A 16,643-nucleotide genomic window follows, 5' to 3' on the forward strand; every position below is an offset into this window, starting at 1 on the left:
GGGCTGCAGCGGCAACTTTGCCGTATCTTGGTGGCGCGGGGTGGAGCAGCCCGGTAGCTCGTCAGGCTCATAACCTGAAGGTCACAGGTTCAAATCCTGTCCCCGCAACCAAATCACTTTCCCACAAAACACCCATCGGTGCGCATCGGCAAACAACCTCGCTCGCCAGGCTCAGAACCTGAAGGGTGAACAACATCCGGCTTCGCCGGTCAAACAGGCCTGTGGACTGTTGGAGGGCCCGAACGGGCAAATCCTGCCCCCGCAACCGGCCTTCAATCAGATCACAAGAGCTGCCCATTGAAGAACCTCCGGGTCGACGGCAAAGGGCATTCATCAAACTATGCGTAGAACACTGATCACTCGTTTAAACTCATGTCGAGGAAGAACGAGCGTGTTATAGAAATCGCATGGGATTCGGAGTTTTCATTCACCGTTCAGATTCGATTTATGACGACAGCCCGGCAGAACGATATCAGTTCCCGAGCCAGTATTTGGGCCGTGTGCAGGCTTGCCTCGGTGATTGGATTATCTACTAAGAGCCGAGAAAGATTGCCGAAACACGCGGTTATTTTGCAATAGCTAAGGTGAGCGCGGTGATCCCGGACCCTAAAGTGCGTGGTATGCATATTGCCACTATTGAACCCGGTACATATCTGGACTTCGTTAATCCTGTTCCGTTCAGTAACGCCGAAGGGGTGCTGGAGCGTGGCGTGCTCAACGATGAGGGACGTATATCCGGGCGAGCGCAATCGGCGGTAAGGCCGATATCCGCCACTGACTTTAACCGAATTGTATCGTTGGGCTTCGAAGAGATTGATTTTGAACTGCCGAGATGGGGTGAATCAGATGTAGCAACTGCTACACCCGGCTTTGCCGAGGCAATCCAGTCGCCCTTTATTTTCGACTTTGAGCGGGAACGTGTCACCCAATTTACATCCCGCATAGTCCGTGATCGGATTTTTCGCCGACTTGTTTTACAGGCGTACGACAGGCGATGCGCTATCACCGGCCTCAAGTTGATCAACGGGGGAGGCCGAGCTGAGGTCGATGCTGCGCATATCAAGTCAGTTGAAGCCAATGGCCCTGATATCTTAGCCAACGGACTGGCTCTTTCAGGTACTGCGCACTGGATGTTTGATAGGGGTTTGATTAGTCTCTCCGACGACCTGCAAATTCTGGTTTCGCGGCAAGCCAACGATCCAGAAAGCATCCGATCATTTGTCAACAGGACTGGGCGAGCGATGGTTCCCCAACTGGCTGTTCAAAGGCCCCATCCGCATTTCTTGCGTTGGCATCGCGAAAATTGCTTCAAGCGCTGAGTTTTTTCGTCGACAGATAATTAGTCCGTGCATGCAGAATGATGGACCAGCTAAGCGCGATCATGCTGTCAATATTGATCGCATTGATTCAAACGAGGCGCTTACCTTAGAGTCGATTGAAATCTTGCATCGATAAAGGCTGTATCAAGCGGTAATATCGATTACGCCACAATCACCGCCTTCGGTGCCGAATACCAATCTGTGCCCGCTTGTGTCCCAGTTCATCGTGGACATCGCGCTTTTACCACTACGGCGAAGGAGAACCTCTTTCTGATCACCGAAACGGCCAACCAGAATCATCCCATCCGAGTAGCCGATCGCCACGATTTCTTCGACCGGATGGCAGGCAACAGCGGTGACCAGGCTATCGCCGCGCGTTCCAAGCTCAAGAGGTGCCTTGCCCATCGGGCCATCCTTTCCCGAAAAGGGCCAAATGATAGCGGCGGGTGCACCGGATGTGGCCAGCCATTTGCCTTTCGCACTCCAGGACCAGCTCTTCACCTTGTTGGGATAACCGGTCATGCGCATATGGCGATTGTCCTCAAGACGCCAGCCGTGCAGGGCGTTCTCTTGCATCGAGGTAACGAGAAAACGATTGTCTGGTGAGAAAATGACGGAGACGTGTGCGCCTTTCCATTCAAGCTCGGTCGGCGCGCCGTTCGTTGCGGGCCAATGCAGGGTCACGCCATTGTAACGGGCGACAGCCAACCGAAACCCTTTGGGGGCAAAGGCTATACCTTCGACGCTGCGCTCGTGCAGAATTTCACGAACGGTGCCATCGGCCGACCTTACCCACGCCGACCGCCCCGACGCAAAGGCGATCGCACCATTTGGCGCTGCAGCCAAGACCGTCATCCATTTGCGCGGCACGACGCTCAATTCTTCCGCTCGGCCGTTCAAGCCAGTCGCACAGATTCGGCCATCCTCGCCGCCGGTCAGCAGGGACTTGCCGTCAAATGAAGGCACTGCACAAAGCAACCCGTCATGTGCTTCCGTGACCTTATGACCATTGTCGAGGCGGTTTATGGTGCCATCGGCCAACGCAAAGAAAGGGACATCCTTGATGAAGCGCGCGTCAATGCAATGGCCGGCAAGATCAAGCGGGGCAATGGTCGGCATAGGTCGTAGACTCGTGAGTAGGATTGAAATGGCGCCTGAAACGGCAAGAAGATGCGAGGAGAAGCGTGAAGCGCGGGGTCTTTCCCCCGGCCGAACGGCTCGACACTGCAGCTTGCAGCCGTTTCGGCGTCCGGGGGATATGGTCCATCTTTCCGGCAACAGCGTCACAAAGGATTTGAAAATGGATAAACATTTCCTTCGCCTTTGCTCCTTGTATCCGAAAAGATGGCCTCATACCATTTCGACCCTATTCATGAGCTCACGACCTAGGCAAGGCAGCTTTCGAGGCCGGATTTCAACGCATCATGATCGAGTTCCCGGCCGATAAATACGAGACGGCTCTCATGTTTTTCGCCGTCCTTCCAAGCACGCTGATGGTCACCTTCGATGATCATGTGCACACCCTGGATAACATAGCGTTCATGATCATTGTTGAAAGCCAGAATGCCCTTCAGGCGAAGGATATTCGGCCCTTGTTCCTGTGTGATCTTTTGAATCCATGGGAAGAATTTATCTGCATTGAGCTCACCTGTACGAAGCGAGACGGACTGAACCGTTACGTCATGTATAGGGGATGCATGATCGTGATGATGATGGTCGTGCCCATGGTGGTCGTGTCCATGATCGTGGTGGTGATGATGTTCGTGATCGTGATCGCAATCGGGGCCGCACTCATGATCTGGATGATCGTGATCGAGGAAATGCGGATCGCTTTCCAGGGCCCGAGCCAGATCGAATGCGCCGCGATCGAGAACACGAGACAAATCGATGTCAGCCCGTTCGGTCCGGTGAATGACCGCATGCGGATTTATGGCGCGGACAGTCGCCTCAACCGCAGCAAGCTCTTCTGCAGTTACGAGGTCGGTTTTATTCAGAAGCACGACGTCGGCAAAGGCGATCTGGTCCTCGGCCTCGCGGCTGTCTTTCAGACGCAGTGGCAGATGCTTGGTATCGACCAATGCAACCACCGCATCAAGCATCGTTTTGCTGCGGACGTCGTCATCCATGAAGAAAGTCTGGGCAACCGGCACGGGATCGGCAAGCCCTGTCGTCTCGACGATAATGGCATCGAACCGCCCGGGACGGCGCATCAGGCCCTCCACCACGCGGATCAAGTCGCCGCGTACCGTGCAGCATATGCAGCCATTGTTCATTTCATAAATTTCTTCGTCCGATTCGACGATCAGATCGTTGTCGATACCAATCTCGCCAAATTCATTGACGATGACAGCATAACGTTTGCCGTGATCTTCACTCAGGATGCGGTTGAGAAGTGTTGTTTTTCCTGAGCCAAGATAACCGGTCAGGACTGTCACCGGAATCTGGGCGGGACGTGCAGCTTCCGCTGCCATAGACTTCGTCTGAGCTTCACTCATCGCGTGCCTCTTTGAATGGATAGACCCACGATATAGGTGATCAGATCAGTTTTTGCCACACCTATAGCGTTCAAATGCGTGAATGAGTGCATCAATCCGGTTGAGGTGTATCAGCTGAGGACAGAGCAATCGAACCTGCCGACGTCTTCGAGCAGTTCTACAAGACCTTTCACACTGTGAGCGATAATTTCTTCGCCAGCTTCTGCCGTAGCGAGAGCTGCGTTGCCCGCTACACCCTCCTTGTCCAGATCCGTCATTTTCCAGCCGAAAGCATGTGGGCCATAAGCGCGCAGGTGTTTATAGGTTTCGGCGTAGTGGCGTTGATTGGAACCGAAGTTTCTTGCTTTGGTCATATCCACAAACTCGGGATGCAAGGCGAGCATCACCGAAGTCTCGATGAATCCGCCATGGATATCGAGTGCTTTGTCTTCGGGTGACATCAGGCCATCCGGCAAACCAAATCGGGTCCAGCTTGTTGCCACAGCAAGCATATTGAAACGAACCCGCAATTCCGTAGCGACGATTGTCATGAGCGGGGCGTTGCCGCCATGGGCATTCAGAAGGACCAGCTTCGACATGCCCTGCCGTGCGACACTCTCGCCGATGCTGATCCAGCGATTTACCGCCTCGTCAAAGGACAATGTCCGGGTGCCGGCAATATCCATGTGTTCGATGGAGTAGCCAACCCGTTCGACAGGTAGAAAATCGACCGATAACGCCTGTGGGAGGGAATCCTTAAGCCGATCGACGAGACCTGCAGCGATAAGCGTATCGGTTTCATAGGGCAAATGCGGGCCATGCTGCTCATGAGCACCGAGAGGAAGGAGGGCAATTGTCGCTTGTTTTGGCATTTCCGGCTCATTCGTCCTGTTTGATCCGGTCGGTGTGACCGGTGAGAGGATAGTCCTGTTAGATTGTGATTTCACAGACTTATTTGGCATCACGCACAAATTCGTCGGCAAATTTCATCAGATTGTCATATAAGAATTGTAACGCGGGTTTGCTGTGCAACGAATGGTCGATTCAGGTCGATTTGCTCATTCGGTTTAGGATTTGCTATTGTAATGGCTGTGTCAGCGCATAATGTTCGTCTGTTAACTACCCCCACAACAAGAGCTAGCCGCCTCATCATCAACCGGTCAGTACGTGATGTGCAAGCAGGAGTTTGAATGGTCAAGGATCGTAAACCCCTCATTCTTCATCGTCTGCAATCGACCGCAAGATTGACGCGGACGGCGCTGGCCACCCGATTGCTTGGCCATGGCTTCTATGCAGGGCAGGATGCGGTGATGCTGCAACTGGCCCACGAAGATGGTCTGTCGCCGAGCGTTCTTGCCAAACGCCTTGGCGTGCGCCCGCCAACAATTACCAAGACGATCTCCCGCCTGCAAACACAAGGTTTCGTCAAGAAAGAAGGGTCCACGACAGACCAGCGTCAAGCCCATATTTTCCTGACAGATACCGGTAATGAGGCAATCAAATCAATCGAGAAGTCCATTCGCAAGACTGAAAAGGACGCGATGAAGGGGTTTGACAAGAAAGAGCGCAAGGCCTTTGTAAAAATGCTTTCGCGGCTTGAGATCAATCTCTCCGCAGCGGAACTTTTACGCCAAACGGCCCCCGATGACGATCATGATGATGATGATGCCGACGACGAATAGACGATAGGTAAAAGTTTTTTTCAATTTGCGGTTACAAAACGTGTGAACTTGTTATCATGACGGCAGTTCCTTCCCGCCTGATTGGTAAATCTGTTGTCTCCACCTCTCTCTTCCTCGCAGGAAGTCGCGCCGGCTGCCGCCATTTTCTATATTTTCGCGGCCGGCTTTCTGTTTTCATGTCTCGATTCCAGTGCTAAATATCTGGTTCTGTCTGGTATTCCCACAGCGTTCATTTCCTGGATGCGGTTTATGGAGCACGCGATCCTGGCACTGATCTTCTTTCGCGCCTGGTCAAATCCGCGGCTCTTCAAGGTTCGCAACATCCCCCTTCAATTCCTGCGTGGGCTTTGTCTGTTTGGCTCAACATATTTCAACTTTTATGCGTTGCAGACGATGCAACTCGGCGAGACGATCACCATAACCTTTGCAGCGCCAATGGTAATCGCAGCTTTGGCGGGTCCGCTGCTTGGCGAATGGGCAGGATGGAGGCGGTGGGCAGCCATTATCGTCGCATTCACAGGAGTTCTGATCATCGCCCGCCCGGGATTTGGCGCGTTCAATCCCGGATTGCCTTATTCGATCGCTGCGATGCTAAGCTATTCGCTATACGTGCTTTTGACGCGGCGTATGGCGGTAACGGAATCGCCGGAGAGCCTGATTTTCTTTTCTGCTCTTGCCCCAGCTATATTGATGTCACCTGCCGTGATGCAGGCAGTCATTCCGGAAACACCGTTTCAGATTGTTCTACTGCTGATACTCGGCGTTTTTGGCGGTCTTGGCCATTATCTGATCATCCTGGCCTACAGAAAAGCGACGACGGCTGCGCTAGCCCCTTATCCGTTCCTGCAAATCATCTGGATGCTGGCGTTCGGATATCTGTTTTTCAACCAGTTTCCGGATGCATATACACTCTTTGGTGCGGTTATTATCATTGGCAGTGGTCTTTACGTCGTGCACCGCGAACGACAGTCGCGGGCGGCGGGCTTGAAAGGACTTTGATTTATTTGATTGCAATGGCATAACGCCGAGTACCATAAATTGGCTTATTTGATGATACTGTGGGGAGGCGGTTTTTTTGGCGCAGAAAATTAAGCTATCGACTATTGCCGACGCGCTGAAAGTGTCAACAGCAACCGTATCGCTGGCTTTGCGAGATAGTCCGCTCGTGGCCGATCAGACGCGTGAAAAGATAAAAGAACACGCGCGCGCCATTGGGTACATCTATAACCGGCGCGCAGCCAGCCTTCGCACTTCGCGATCGGGCATTGTGGGTGTCGTGGTTCACGACATCATGAACCCGTTCTTTGCAGAAATATTGCGTGCAATCGAGGGCGAACTGGATCGTTCCGGTCAGACATTCATTTTATCCAATCACTATGATCAGTTGGATAAGCAACGGACATTCATCGATACCGTGCTGCAACTCGGGGGAGACGGTGTCATTATGTCTCCCGCTATCGGTACGCCCGCTGAAGATATTCGCATGGCCGAGGAAAATGGATTACCGGTTGTGTTGATTGCCCGAACTGTCAAGGATGCCAATGTTCCGGTGTTCCGCGGGGATGATGCTTATGGCATAGGCCTTGCCACAAACCACCTTATTTCCCTGGGACATACACGTATCGCCATGGTGGGCGGCACCGATCAGACGTCCACAGGCCGCGATCGTTACGAAGGCTATCTCCATGCAATGCAGAAAGCGGGCCTCGAGGCGAAACCGGAGTGGCGCATACCTGGCCCGCGAACCAAACAGGCAGGTTTTGACGCCGCACCTCAGTTTCTTGCCTTGAAAGATCATCCGACTGCTGCGGTCTGCTGGAATGATCTTTCGGCGATCGGCATGATGAATGGCATCGCTCGTGCCGGATTGGTTGCAGGCGTTGATATATCGGTCACGGGGTACGACGATCTTGAAGAGGCGGCAATCGCTACGCCCGCTTTGACAACTGTGTGGAACGGCCAGCGCGAAGTGGGACAGCGAGCAGCGAGGGCTCTGCTCGATCAACTTAACGGTGCCGACACGCACGCACGGCAGGAATTGATCAAGCCGGAATTGCGAATCCGGCAGTCGACCTCAAAGCCAAAAGAGAGATAGCAACAGCGCGCCACATTAACTTGTGGTGCTGCTTCACGCTTCATTAATGCTACGCGACTAGGCTCCACGGGGCGTTTGTTTCCCGCGGAGTATAGTATGTTACTGGGTAAAACGACTTGTCTCGGCTTCGTCACGGCGGCGGCAGTAGTCGCCATGTTCCTCGATTTCGCGACTTTTACCTCTGGCGAAGATGCTGACGTCGACACCCAGACGACTGCGTCTGTACCAGCGGATACGGGTAGCCATGATGTGCCAAGATTTGTCATCAGTAGCCCAGGCGGAGGGGCGAGCTGCAAGGCGTTTCCTGTCGAAAATGGCACACCGGGTCACAATGCGCTCACGATCGACAGCAGCTGCAGAAATCTCTATCAGCCTTTGGCAAACGCCAGGACTTGGCACAATAACGAAGATGGAACGATTGATCTTGCTGATAACCTTGGTCGTACGATCGTAGAATTCAGCCCGAGCGACGGTCTCGCCTACATCAGTGTCGAGCCGCGTTCTGTGATTCTATCGATGTCTACCGAAGGCGTTAACGCGTTCTAAATTACTCCGCCGCTTGCATTCGTTCTCGGCTTGCCTTGTGAGCGCGCGCGGCGTCGCCAAATGCTGCAAATATCTTGCGTGAGGGACTATCACTTTTTACCCAATACTCCGGGTGCCATTGAACGCCAACAGCGAAGGCCCGGGCAGTCTTGACTGAAACGGCTTCAATCGTGCCGTCATCAGCAACCGCTTCAATGTCAAGCTGTTGCGCGGGCCTGTCGATGGCTTGCCGGTGTACGGAGTTTACCTGGATAGCGTCGCTTTGCATGACATTCGCCAAGCAGGATCCCGGCTTGATGTGCACCGGATGACGAATGGCGAAGCGTTCGGCCTGTTGATCGGATTGTGGCGCGCGGTGATCCATACGCCCGTCGAGCTCTTGTATCTCGGTAGCAAGTGTACCGCCTAGCGCTACGTTCAGCTCCTGAATGCCCCGGCATATGGCCAATAGCGGTACGCCGCGCTCGATGGCTCTGCGGATGAGCGGCAGCGATGTGGCATCGCGCGCAGGGTCGTAAGGTTCGTGTGCTTCACTGGGTGCGACGCCGTAGAGAGCCGGATGAACATTCGATTTCGATCCGGTGATGAGAACACCATCGACGCCGTCAAGAATGGCATCAATATCAAGGCTCTCGCCAAATGACGGCACGATCAACGGAATAACGCCAGCCGCTTCGTATGCCGCCATAAGATATTGATCCGGGGCTGCGTGCCACGTGTAATTCTCGAACGTACGGACATCTGACGTTATGGCGACGAGAGGTTGCCGCATCATGTTAACTCCATAAAAGACCTTGGCTGAATGTAGTGTAAATCGCCCCCATTTCCAATGGCGATGCGAGCGGCGAAAATATGCGCGATGACACATTCGACGCTTGGTTCAGTCATTTCAATGTGTCGTTCTGCATGGAGGTTCATCTGCTGGACTTGAATGGATGAGTGTGTATGGTGATCACGAGATCGGGAGGGCCAGACAGGATAGTCTGGTGATCTGGGCCGATGGAATTGAAGATCATAGTCTGGAGGAGAATGTATGGATCGTCGTTCGTTCATCACGAAGGCAGGATTTGCCGGGGTAGGAGCTGCAGCAGCCACCACGCTTGCGGCGCCTGCGATTGCACAGTCAACGCCGAAGGTCATTTGGCGTTGCGCATCGTCATTCCCGAAATCATTGGATACGATTTACGGCGGCGCCGAAGTATTGTCGAAGTACTTGAGGGAGGCGACTGACGGTAACTTCACGATCCAGCCATTCGCCGCTGGCGAAATCGTTCCTGGTCTTCAAGCTGCTGACGCGGCAGCGGCCGGTACGGTCGAACTTTGCCACACCGTCGCGTATTATTACTGGGGCAAGGATCCCACTTGGGCCTTGGGTGCAGCGGTGCCCTTTGCGCTCAATGCGCGCGGTATGAACGCCTGGCAATATCATGGCGGCGGCATTGATCTCATGAACGAATTCTTCAACAAACAGGGTCTGCAAGCCTATCCGGGCGGCAACACCGGCGTACAGATGGGTGGCTGGTTCCGCAAGGAGATCAAGACCGTCGAAGATCTCAAGGGTCTCAAGATGCGTGTCGGTGGCTTTGCCGGCAAAGTTTTGGAGACACTTGGCGTTGTGCCACAGCAGATTGCAGGCGGTGATATCTATCCGGCCCTTGAAAAAGGTACGATCGATGCTGCTGAATGGGTTGGACCTTATGATGACGAGAAGCTCGGCTTTCAGAAGGTCGCGCCCTATTATTATTACCCAGGTTGGTGGGAAGGCGGCCCGACCGTCAGTTTCATGGTCAACAAACAAAAGTGGGATTCCCTTCCTCCAGCCTATCAATCGCTGTTCCGTACGGCAGCTCAGGCCACCGATGCCAACATGCTGCAGAAGTATGACTACGTAAATCCTGCAGCGATCAAGCGTCTCGTGGCTGGTGGCGCGCAATTGCGGCCCTTCAGCCCGGAAATCCTGACCGCCTGCTTCGAAGCAGCCAACGGGGTCTATGCACAACTCGAAGACAGCAACGCAGCGTTCAAGAAAATCTGGAGTTCGATCAAGGCGTTCCGCAACGAACATTTCCTGTACGCACAGGTTGCGGAATACACCTTCGATACGTTCATGATGGTGCAGCAACGTAACGGAAAGTTGTGATTCATTGTCGCCAAAGAAAAACGAGGACCCCGGCGCGCATGAGGCCGGGGTTCTTGATTCCGCCTGTTGTCAGCTCTCAAGGAGCAGTCTAACAGTGGCGCAACAATTCGGCACGATGTTTCACTGGTATTTTCAATGACGGATAATCCTTCCATTTCAGTAGCGGGCAAGAATATTGCGGTTACCGGGGGCTCTTCTGGCCTGGGTCTGAGAATGGTGCAGGTACTTGCTGCTCATGGTGCGAACGTCGTTTCGATTTCGCGAACGCCCGCTCCCGACAATGCGCATCGATCCAACATTCTAAACATCATTGCCGATGTCACGGTCGCGGCTGATATCGCGCGCGCTTTTGACGAGGCGGAGCAAAACCTTGGAACCGTGACGGTGGTGTTCAACAATGCTGGTGTGGCTACGATCGAGCGGGCTCTCACCACGACCCGCGAACAACTGCGGCACATCTTCGAAGTGAATGTCGAGGGTGCATTTTTTATCGCTCAGGAGGCTGCCAAACGAATGATAGCCAAGGGTCTTGGCGGCTCCATTATCAATCTCTCAAGCATTCTGGCCGACGCACCGCTCAAAGGTTCAGCCGCATACGCCATGTCGAAGGCGGCAGTAGCCCAAATGACCAAGTCGCTGGCGCTCGAATGGGCGCCGCACGGCATCCGGGTCAACGCTATTGCACCTGGCTGGTTTCCGACCCGTCTCAATGAGACAATCATGGATGGGCCGGCCAAAGGCTTTCTGAAGGGCAAGAATCCCATGCGTCGGCTAGGTGAGGCGGAAGATATTGATGGGGCTGTGTTGATGCTGGCTTCGGACGCCAGCAGTTATATTACCGGAACGGTTATTACGATCGACGGTGGCCATAGCCTGCAAGGCTAAAGGCGCTCGGTTTCTTGAACGTTAGTGCGTGTGGCGAGGACAAAAACGAGCAGGGAAAAAACTGCCGCGTCCCGCCACAAGACAGAAAAGTATCCACCCCATAAAGATTCTATGATGCCGATGACCGCTGCACCGAAAGCCGCGTACAGGGGCCGTGAAAATCCTCCGGCGGCCGTAATAAAGAGGATTTTCAAGCCGAAGATCATACCGGTGTTGAAACTGACATTGCCGTAGTAGAGCGCTGCAAGAAATCCAGCGAGCGCACACACACCATAGGCCGCCAGGATAGCCTGTGTCCTTACTCTCGATGGATCGATGCCGCAGAGCGCCGATGCTGCGGGTTCATCGCTGACAGCGCGCCAGATTCTCCCTGCGGACGTGCGCAACATGATCATCTCGCCAACGGCGATAACGGAGAAGGCGATAACGATGTTTACGATCTGCAACTGGGTCAAACTGATACCAATCGCTGGTCCGAGCAATCGAACAGGGTCTGCAAGCAATGGCGGTAGCCAATAATCCCTCGTGTTCGCTGCAATGCGCGACAGTTCCATTAGAAAAATACTTAGACCAAGCGTCGCCACCAGCACAGTATTGCGGTTCCCTGCATCGAGCGGGGCGTAGATGAATCTTGCGATGACGTAACCGCCTATGCCGACATAGACGATAGCAATGACGGTTCCGAGTGAAAGCGCAGCTGGCAACGTCATCCACAGCACAGACCATCCGAATGCTGTCGCCAGAATAAAGGTCTGCCCGGAAAAAGCGAAAATAGCACCAAGCGACAGGTCAGTGCGATGCGTCAGCCCGTGGATCAGCACATAACCATACGCGAGCAACGAATAAAGCGCGGCGTTGTGAATGCCATTGAAAAGAAGTTGAAGGAAATACGCCATCTGCCGCTCTCTACTCATGTTCATTCTAACTTGCAAAATTGATTTTACCAGTTAGAATTTTGCCATGACCTTTGATTGGAATGCTCATCGATTCAGTGGAGGTATGTTGGCCCTGGACTTGGCGAACACGGTGATTTTTCGCGAAGACCCGGAGCGTTCGCTGGATCGTTTTGATGATCCGGTTGAACTGCAGCGCTTTGCGCAAGCTGCAGCAGTTTTCCGGGCTGGCGAATGGGGAGAAGTGCAGTTCCATCCTCCGTTGTCGCAAAAGGGAATTGAAGCGCTCATCGGCATTCGCGAGGTGATCAACAGCCTATTTCGAAGCACCGTTCATGAAGACAGTTTTAGGGCTGAGGACCTATCAGCATTCCTGCGCCTCGGCTCCGATCTTGTGTGTAATGAGCCAAAAGCGAGAGACCTCAGGCTACCAAATCTGTCGGAGAAGAAGCGCGAACTATCTCTGGGAGCAGCAGCCTTTCTTTCGGCTATGCGCCTACTCGATCCCGCACGACTGAAGCGAATCAAGATCTGTCCGAATTGCCATTGGCTTTATTTCGATGAGAGCCGTAATCGAAGCCGCCGGTGGTGCGATATGAATGTCTGCGGCAATCGGGCGAAAGCCCGGCGGCACTATAATCGCAATGTAAAGCAGCCTGGAAACAATCATGTTTGATAAAGCAAGGTTCGTGCCTTCAGGAGTGTCACTGCTTCTCTTCGGACTTCTCTGTCTCGGCGCTTGCCGCGACGCAGGCGAGGGCGATTACGTGAATGTCTCCGGGAAGATTTTCGTCTTCAACTACCGTATAGCAGAGGCAACCTATCTGCTTACCTTGGCAAAGCTGCGCCCGTTGCCCGACGGCTCCATGCTGCAGACGACTTTTGAAAATCCGGCGGGGGGCGATCCGATGATTGTTCGGCAGAAGATATGGCCGACGATGGAAAAAATCACAATTGAAAGTCCGCCAGTCAAATGCGTGAAGGCAAACCGGGAATATAAAGTCAGCATGCGCCTTGAAGATGCCAATGGTAAATTATTGCAAACAATTGAGCGGAAGATGATTTCAGACACGGATCAGTCTGTCATGCCGGATAAACCGCTGGTTGTCGGTCCTTTCTATGATCCCAATCCGGATAAGGGCTCAGCAGGAAACCCCTCTGCGGCTTGCCCTGCTTAGGCCGTTTACGGCTCAATTCAACTGATGCCGGCCGCCCGTTCAAATACAGAAGGTCATCGTATTCTGGCTCTTTTCAGGAATTGGTAATTCTATTTTCCTAATTATGAAATTTAGATTTGACATGCGGTAAGAATAAATACTCTAACTCGTTGTCCAATCTCTGGTTTCATTGTCGTTGGCGTTTCTATGTAAGTAATCGGTAACGTATCCGTGGCGGGTACAGTTGTGCGCGGGCATTTGATGAGAACTGACCTCAGCGAGAGCATGTCACTCGACACCATTTTCCTTCGCACACTTTATGCGAACAAGAAGGCAATCTGGTGGACCTCCATCGTACAGATTACCGCCACCTTGATGATCTATATCAAGACCCAAAATCCGATCTATATTGCCTTCGCTGTCGCGTTCTTCGTCACGGTTATTGGCAGGATGGCAAATGCAAATGCTTTCGAACAAGCTAATCTGACCGACGCAACGGCGGCTACCTTGAAGAAATGGGAATGGCGTTATTTGTCGGGTGCGCTGGGCACTTGTATCCTTCTTGGATTTCTGTGTTTTGTCAGTATCTATATCTTGGCCGACCCATCGGCTGCCATCACCAGTATCATTATCGTTGTTGCTTCAACGGTTGCACTTGTTACGCGGAACTACGTTTCACGTACGGTTGTGATCGGAATGTCGGTCGCTCTGCTTGCGCCGTTGTTCGTGACGTTCATCCTTCTCGGCGGTTTTTACAATTGGCTGCTCGCTTTGCTTATTCTCCCCTTCCTATGGAGCAATATCGGCATTGCCGCAAACTTGCGTCAGTCGCTTTTCGATGCACTGCTGGGCAAAAAGCAACTTGGTATTGTCGTCAACAATTTCGACGCGGCACTCAACGGTATGCCGCAAGGCCTGCTGATGTTCGATCGGAACCAGACCATCACGGTTGCCAACATGAAGGCCGCGAAAATGATGGGGTTCGATAATCCCGAACAGCTCCGAGGCAGATCATTGGAAACGCTGTTGCGGCTGGCACAACTGCGGACCTACTTTTCCCGTGAGGCACTGGAAGCTCTGCGTACGAAGATGCGGGATCTTTTGGCGGGGGCAAAGCAACGGGACGTGTTCGTGTCGCCGGCCAAACGCCACTTTGAGTTTACGGCGACGCCCGATCCAGAACGCGGTACAGTTTTGATATTCCAGGATGTTACCCGCCGTGCGGAAGCTGAAGCGCAAATTAGCCGGATGGCACGTTACGATAGCCTTACCGGCTTGCCGAATCGCAGTCAGTTTGCCGAAATCGCCAGTTCATATATCGAGATGGCTGAGCAAGACGCACAAATCGCTCTCATGGTCGTCGACATCGATGGGTTGAAACGAACGAACGATACGTTTGGCCATCGCATTGGCGATGAGCTGCTCCGCGCGTTTGCCGATCGCTTGACGTTGGCCGACGCCAACGGTCCCGTGATCTCACGCTTTGGAAGCGACGAGTTCGTGCTGCTGTTCTCCGCGCCGAAGCGGAATGCGGCGCTGGAATCTGTGGACCGCATCATGCGCATGGTTTCCGGCCAATACCTTGTTTCCGGCCACGATATTCTGACTGGGGCGAATGCTGGCGTAGCGATTGCCAGTGCTGCCGAGTTTGATCTTGTTGTGATGCACATGAATGCTGATCTGGCGCTCGACGTCGCGAAGAAGGACAGCAAGAAGGACTGGGCTGTCTTCGTCGAAACCATGGACCATTCGTTCCGCAGCAAGCAACGGCTCAAAGCGGATTTGCGGAAGGCGATTGCCGAGAACACATTGACCGTTGCCTATCAGCCCATAGTGAACGTTCGAACCTTGCGCATGACGGCTTGCGAAGCCCTGTCCCGATGGCATCATCCGGAATTTGGCCCGATTTCTCCGGCTGAGTTCATTCCCATGGCGGAGGAAATGGGGCTCATTTCCGATCTCACCCGATGCGTCGTCGAACGCGCCATCAAGGATTGCAATGGATGGGATTCACGGATCGCCGTCTCGGTCAATCTGTCATCCTATGATCTTCAGAACATGGACATGGTGAATATTATTCGTTCCGCTTTGAGGCGCTACGACGTTGAGCCGCATCTGCTGGAGGTGGAAGTAACGGAAGGTGCGCTCATAACGGATCGAGAAAGTACCGGGAGTGTCCTTTCGGAGCTCAAGGATTTTGGCGTACAGGTTGCAATTGATGATTTCGGCACGGGCTATTCAAGCCTGAGCTATCTGAAGGATCTCCCTGTCACGAAGGTCAAGATCGACCGTTCTTTTATCGCCGATATCGTCGCTGAGGGTAGGTCCCTCAAACTGCTTCGCGGCATCGTGCAGATGTCACACGAACTTGGATTGTCGGTGACAATCGAGGGACTTGAAACCAACGAACAGTCTGAGTTGATCAGTGAATGGATCGGCGCCGAATATGTGCAGGGTTTCTTGTATGGTGCTGCGATGCCTGCGCAGGATATTGCAAGGCTTCTCGATGTTCCAATGGAACAGAAATTGGTTGCAGCAACAGAATACGCTGCATCCTTGCACTGATCTCAGGATTTCAGTTTCTCACAACGAACAATGTCCATTGGATAAGGTGCTTCCTGCGCTGACATAGGGACGGCGCTGACCTAAACTGCACTTTGAAACACTGCTCCCGATGAAACGCAAATGAGGAAGAATCAACATGATTGCTCAGATAGCTATTGCACCGCTCGTCGCCTTGATTGCAGGGATACTTATCCTGATCGCCCCTCGACTGCTTAATTATATCGTTGCGCTTTATCTGATCATTATCGGCGTGACAGGACTTTTTCCGCACCTCCTCGCATGAGACAGCTGAAGATCTATCTTCGGGAGTGAATAAACTCTTTCTTTGATTTATATCGATTGAGTGCCTGCAAGCGACTATCTGCGCATTGCGCTGATGCGGTGTTTTCGCTATTGCCAATGCGACATCGACTATAAGAGGTTTGAAGATGGCTGATCATCACGATACTGCGCCAGCAGAATTGGGCGCTCCCATGGATTACAAGGAACATGAGAGCACTTACAACCTGTTCCTTTCGCTTTCGAAATGGGGCGTTGTATCCTGTGCAGCATTGCTGGTTGCTATGGCATTCGGCTTTTTCGTCGGAGGCTTCTTCTCTGCCACACTCCTTTTCATCATTGTTTGCGTTGCCGCTTGGTTTTTTCTCTAAGGCAAGCTGTTCTGTAACATACCGGGCGGATAACCTTACTGAAAGGCGTTCATCGAACGATCCACATATCAGGGTTTCCAACCGTCATAAGACGCTAGCCGCGCTGGTCTCGGGACGGGACCACTGGTTTTGTTGTGTTTAACTTGCTTGGGGGTGAGAGCTTGGCTCAGACACTTTTCATACCGAAAGAGATCGACGAGCCGCGGGTTGGTGGTTCGCCGGAGACGGTCAAGAAGC

General features: G+C 53.1%; 17 protein-coding genes and 1 tRNA gene. 13 read left to right on the top strand and 5 right to left on the bottom strand.

The genetic code is table 11. From position 1 onward, the window contains the following. Positions 1-34: 34 nt before the first annotated feature. Both PHA01_RS28775 and PHA01_RS28780 read left to right on the top strand, forming a co-directional pair. Positions 35-111, top strand: a tRNA-Met gene (locus PHA01_RS28775). A gap of 437 nt (positions 112-548) precedes the next feature. Further along, positions 549-1,319 carry an HNH endonuclease gene (locus tag PHA01_RS28780; RefSeq protein WP_271899686.1) on the top strand — a complete coding sequence of 257 codons (771 nt, stop codon included), beginning with the start codon at positions 549-551 and terminating at the stop codon, positions 1,317-1,319. Between the two features lie 144 nt (positions 1,320-1,463). On the opposite strand, the gene PHA01_RS28785 is transcribed toward PHA01_RS28780, so the two are convergent. The 3 genes from PHA01_RS28785 to PHA01_RS28795 all read right to left on the bottom strand — a co-directional run bounded on the left by PHA01_RS28785 (position 1,464) and on the right by PHA01_RS28795 (position 4,665). After that, positions 1,464-2,438 carry a WD40 repeat domain-containing protein gene (locus PHA01_RS28785; protein ID WP_271899673.1) on the bottom strand — a complete coding sequence of 325 codons (975 nt, stop codon included), beginning with the start codon at positions 2,436-2,438 and terminating at the stop codon, positions 1,464-1,466. A 266-nt stretch (positions 2,439-2,704) separates the two neighbouring features. Then, entirely contained in the window at positions 2,705-3,790 is a 1,086-nt protein-coding gene (locus tag PHA01_RS28790) for a CobW family GTP-binding protein (protein WP_417021064.1), read from the bottom strand. A 134-nt stretch (positions 3,791-3,924) separates the two neighbouring features. Beyond that, positions 3,925-4,665: a creatininase family protein gene (locus PHA01_RS28795; protein ID WP_271899675.1), complete on the bottom strand. Its 741-nt coding sequence runs from the start codon at positions 4,663-4,665 to the stop codon at positions 3,925-3,927. Between the two features lie 318 nt (positions 4,666-4,983). Between PHA01_RS28795 and PHA01_RS28800 the strand changes: the two genes are divergently transcribed. The 4 genes from PHA01_RS28800 (at position 4,984) to PHA01_RS28815 (ending at position 8,116) form a co-directional block, all read left to right on the top strand. Beyond that, positions 4,984-5,475 carry a MarR family winged helix-turn-helix transcriptional regulator gene (locus PHA01_RS28800; protein ID WP_112532327.1) on the top strand — a complete coding sequence of 164 codons (492 nt, stop codon included), beginning with the start codon at positions 4,984-4,986 and terminating at the stop codon, positions 5,473-5,475. 93 nt (positions 5,476-5,568) lie between these two features. Further along, positions 5,569-6,474: a DMT family transporter gene (locus PHA01_RS28805; protein ID WP_271899677.1), complete on the top strand. Its 906-nt coding sequence runs from the start codon at positions 5,569-5,571 to the stop codon at positions 6,472-6,474. Positions 6,475-6,550: 76 nt separating this feature from the next. Continuing rightward, positions 6,551-7,570, top strand: a complete 1,020-nt coding sequence (locus PHA01_RS28810) for a LacI family DNA-binding transcriptional regulator (protein WP_224515717.1) — start codon at positions 6,551-6,553, stop codon at positions 7,568-7,570. Positions 7,571-7,666: 96 nt separating this feature from the next. Continuing rightward, entirely contained in the window at positions 7,667-8,116 is a 450-nt protein-coding gene (locus PHA01_RS28815) for a hypothetical protein (RefSeq protein WP_271899678.1), read from the top strand. A gap of 1 nt (position 8,117) precedes the next feature. Here PHA01_RS28815 and PHA01_RS28820 read toward each other — a convergent pair whose 3' ends face one another. Next, positions 8,118-8,888 carry a gamma-glutamyl-gamma-aminobutyrate hydrolase family protein gene (locus PHA01_RS28820; RefSeq protein WP_271899687.1) on the bottom strand — a complete coding sequence of 257 codons (771 nt, stop codon included), beginning with the start codon at positions 8,886-8,888 and terminating at the stop codon, positions 8,118-8,120. A gap of 261 nt (positions 8,889-9,149) precedes the next feature. Between PHA01_RS28820 and PHA01_RS28825 the strand changes: the two genes are divergently transcribed. Further along, complete coding sequence (locus tag PHA01_RS28825) at positions 9,150-10,256, top strand: TRAP transporter substrate-binding protein (RefSeq protein WP_271899679.1); 1,107 nt, start codon at positions 9,150-9,152, stop codon at positions 10,254-10,256. Positions 10,257-10,391: 135 nt separating this feature from the next. Beyond that, positions 10,392-11,141 carry an SDR family NAD(P)-dependent oxidoreductase gene (locus PHA01_RS28830; RefSeq protein ID WP_271899680.1) on the top strand — a complete coding sequence of 250 codons (750 nt, stop codon included), beginning with the start codon at positions 10,392-10,394 and terminating at the stop codon, positions 11,139-11,141. Here the strand turns inward: PHA01_RS28830 and PHA01_RS28835 are convergent. Continuing rightward, positions 11,138-12,061, bottom strand: a complete 924-nt coding sequence (locus PHA01_RS28835; protein ID WP_271899681.1) for a branched-chain amino acid ABC transporter permease — start codon at positions 12,059-12,061, stop codon at positions 11,138-11,140. The two genes, PHA01_RS28830 and PHA01_RS28835, sit on opposite strands and share 4 nt — an antisense overlap. A gap of 79 nt (positions 12,062-12,140) precedes the next feature. On the opposite strand from PHA01_RS28835, the gene PHA01_RS28840 reads away from it, so the two are divergent. The 5 genes from PHA01_RS28840 (at position 12,141) to PHA01_RS28860 (ending at position 16,406) form a co-directional block, all read left to right on the top strand. Next, a complete protein-coding gene (locus PHA01_RS28840) occupies positions 12,141-12,710 on the top strand; it encodes a CGNR zinc finger domain-containing protein (RefSeq protein ID WP_271899682.1) in 570 nt (189 codons plus the stop codon). Continuing rightward, complete coding sequence (locus tag PHA01_RS28845) at positions 12,703-13,212, top strand: hypothetical protein (protein ID WP_271899683.1); 510 nt, start codon at positions 12,703-12,705, stop codon at positions 13,210-13,212. Before PHA01_RS28840 ends, PHA01_RS28845 begins: the two co-directional genes overlap by 8 nt. Before the next feature lie 240 nt (positions 13,213-13,452). Continuing rightward, positions 13,453-15,756, top strand: coding sequence for a putative bifunctional diguanylate cyclase/phosphodiesterase (locus PHA01_RS28850; protein ID WP_271899684.1), 2,304 nt, complete (start codon positions 13,453-13,455; stop codon positions 15,754-15,756). Positions 15,757-15,892: 136 nt separating this feature from the next. Beyond that, entirely contained in the window at positions 15,893-16,039 is a 147-nt protein-coding gene (locus PHA01_RS28855; protein ID WP_271899685.1) for a DUF3096 domain-containing protein, read from the top strand. 145 nt (positions 16,040-16,184) lie between these two features. Continuing rightward, complete coding sequence (locus tag PHA01_RS28860) at positions 16,185-16,406, top strand: aa3-type cytochrome c oxidase subunit IV (RefSeq protein ID WP_114433066.1); 222 nt, start codon at positions 16,185-16,187, stop codon at positions 16,404-16,406. Positions 16,407-16,643: the final 237 nt, after the last annotated feature.

The organism is Candidatus Phyllobacterium onerii (assembly GCF_028331445.1).
GTDB classification, from domain to species: domain Bacteria; phylum Pseudomonadota; class Alphaproteobacteria; order Rhizobiales; family Rhizobiaceae; genus Phyllobacterium; species Phyllobacterium onerii.

Bases quoted from the DNA above. Each gene is read 5' to 3' on its own strand.
- PHA01_RS28785 (WP_271899673.1), bottom strand. From the start codon at position 2,438: ATGCCGACCATTGCCCCGCTTGATCTTGCCGGCCATTGCATTGACGCG.
- PHA01_RS28790 (WP_417021064.1), bottom strand. From the start codon at position 3,790: ATGGCAGCGGAAGCTGCACGTCCCGCCCAGATTCCGGTGACAGTCCTG.
- PHA01_RS28795 (WP_271899675.1), bottom strand. From the start codon at position 4,665: ATGCCAAAACAAGCGACAATTGCCCTCCTTCCTCTCGGTGCTCATGAG.
- PHA01_RS28800 (WP_112532327.1), top strand. From the start codon at position 4,984: ATGGTCAAGGATCGTAAACCCCTCATTCTTCATCGTCTGCAATCGACC.
- PHA01_RS28815 (WP_271899678.1), top strand. From the start codon at position 7,667: ATGTTACTGGGTAAAACGACTTGTCTCGGCTTCGTCACGGCGGCGGCA.
- PHA01_RS28820 (WP_271899687.1), bottom strand. From the start codon at position 8,888: ATGCGGCAACCTCTCGTCGCCATAACGTCAGATGTCCGTACGTTCGAG.
- PHA01_RS28825 (WP_271899679.1), top strand. From the start codon at position 9,150: ATGGATCGTCGTTCGTTCATCACGAAGGCAGGATTTGCCGGGGTAGGA.
- PHA01_RS28830 (WP_271899680.1), top strand. From the start codon at position 10,392: ATGACGGATAATCCTTCCATTTCAGTAGCGGGCAAGAATATTGCGGTT.
- PHA01_RS28835 (WP_271899681.1), bottom strand. From the start codon at position 12,061: ATGAACATGAGTAGAGAGCGGCAGATGGCGTATTTCCTTCAACTTCTT.
- PHA01_RS28840 (WP_271899682.1), top strand. From the start codon at position 12,141: ATGTTGGCCCTGGACTTGGCGAACACGGTGATTTTTCGCGAAGACCCG.
- PHA01_RS28845 (WP_271899683.1), top strand. From the start codon at position 12,703: ATGTTTGATAAAGCAAGGTTCGTGCCTTCAGGAGTGTCACTGCTTCTC.
- PHA01_RS28850 (WP_271899684.1), top strand. From the start codon at position 13,453: ATGAGAACTGACCTCAGCGAGAGCATGTCACTCGACACCATTTTCCTT.
- PHA01_RS28855 (WP_271899685.1), top strand. From the start codon at position 15,893: ATGATTGCTCAGATAGCTATTGCACCGCTCGTCGCCTTGATTGCAGGG.
- PHA01_RS28860 (WP_114433066.1), top strand. From the start codon at position 16,185: ATGGCTGATCATCACGATACTGCGCCAGCAGAATTGGGCGCTCCCATG.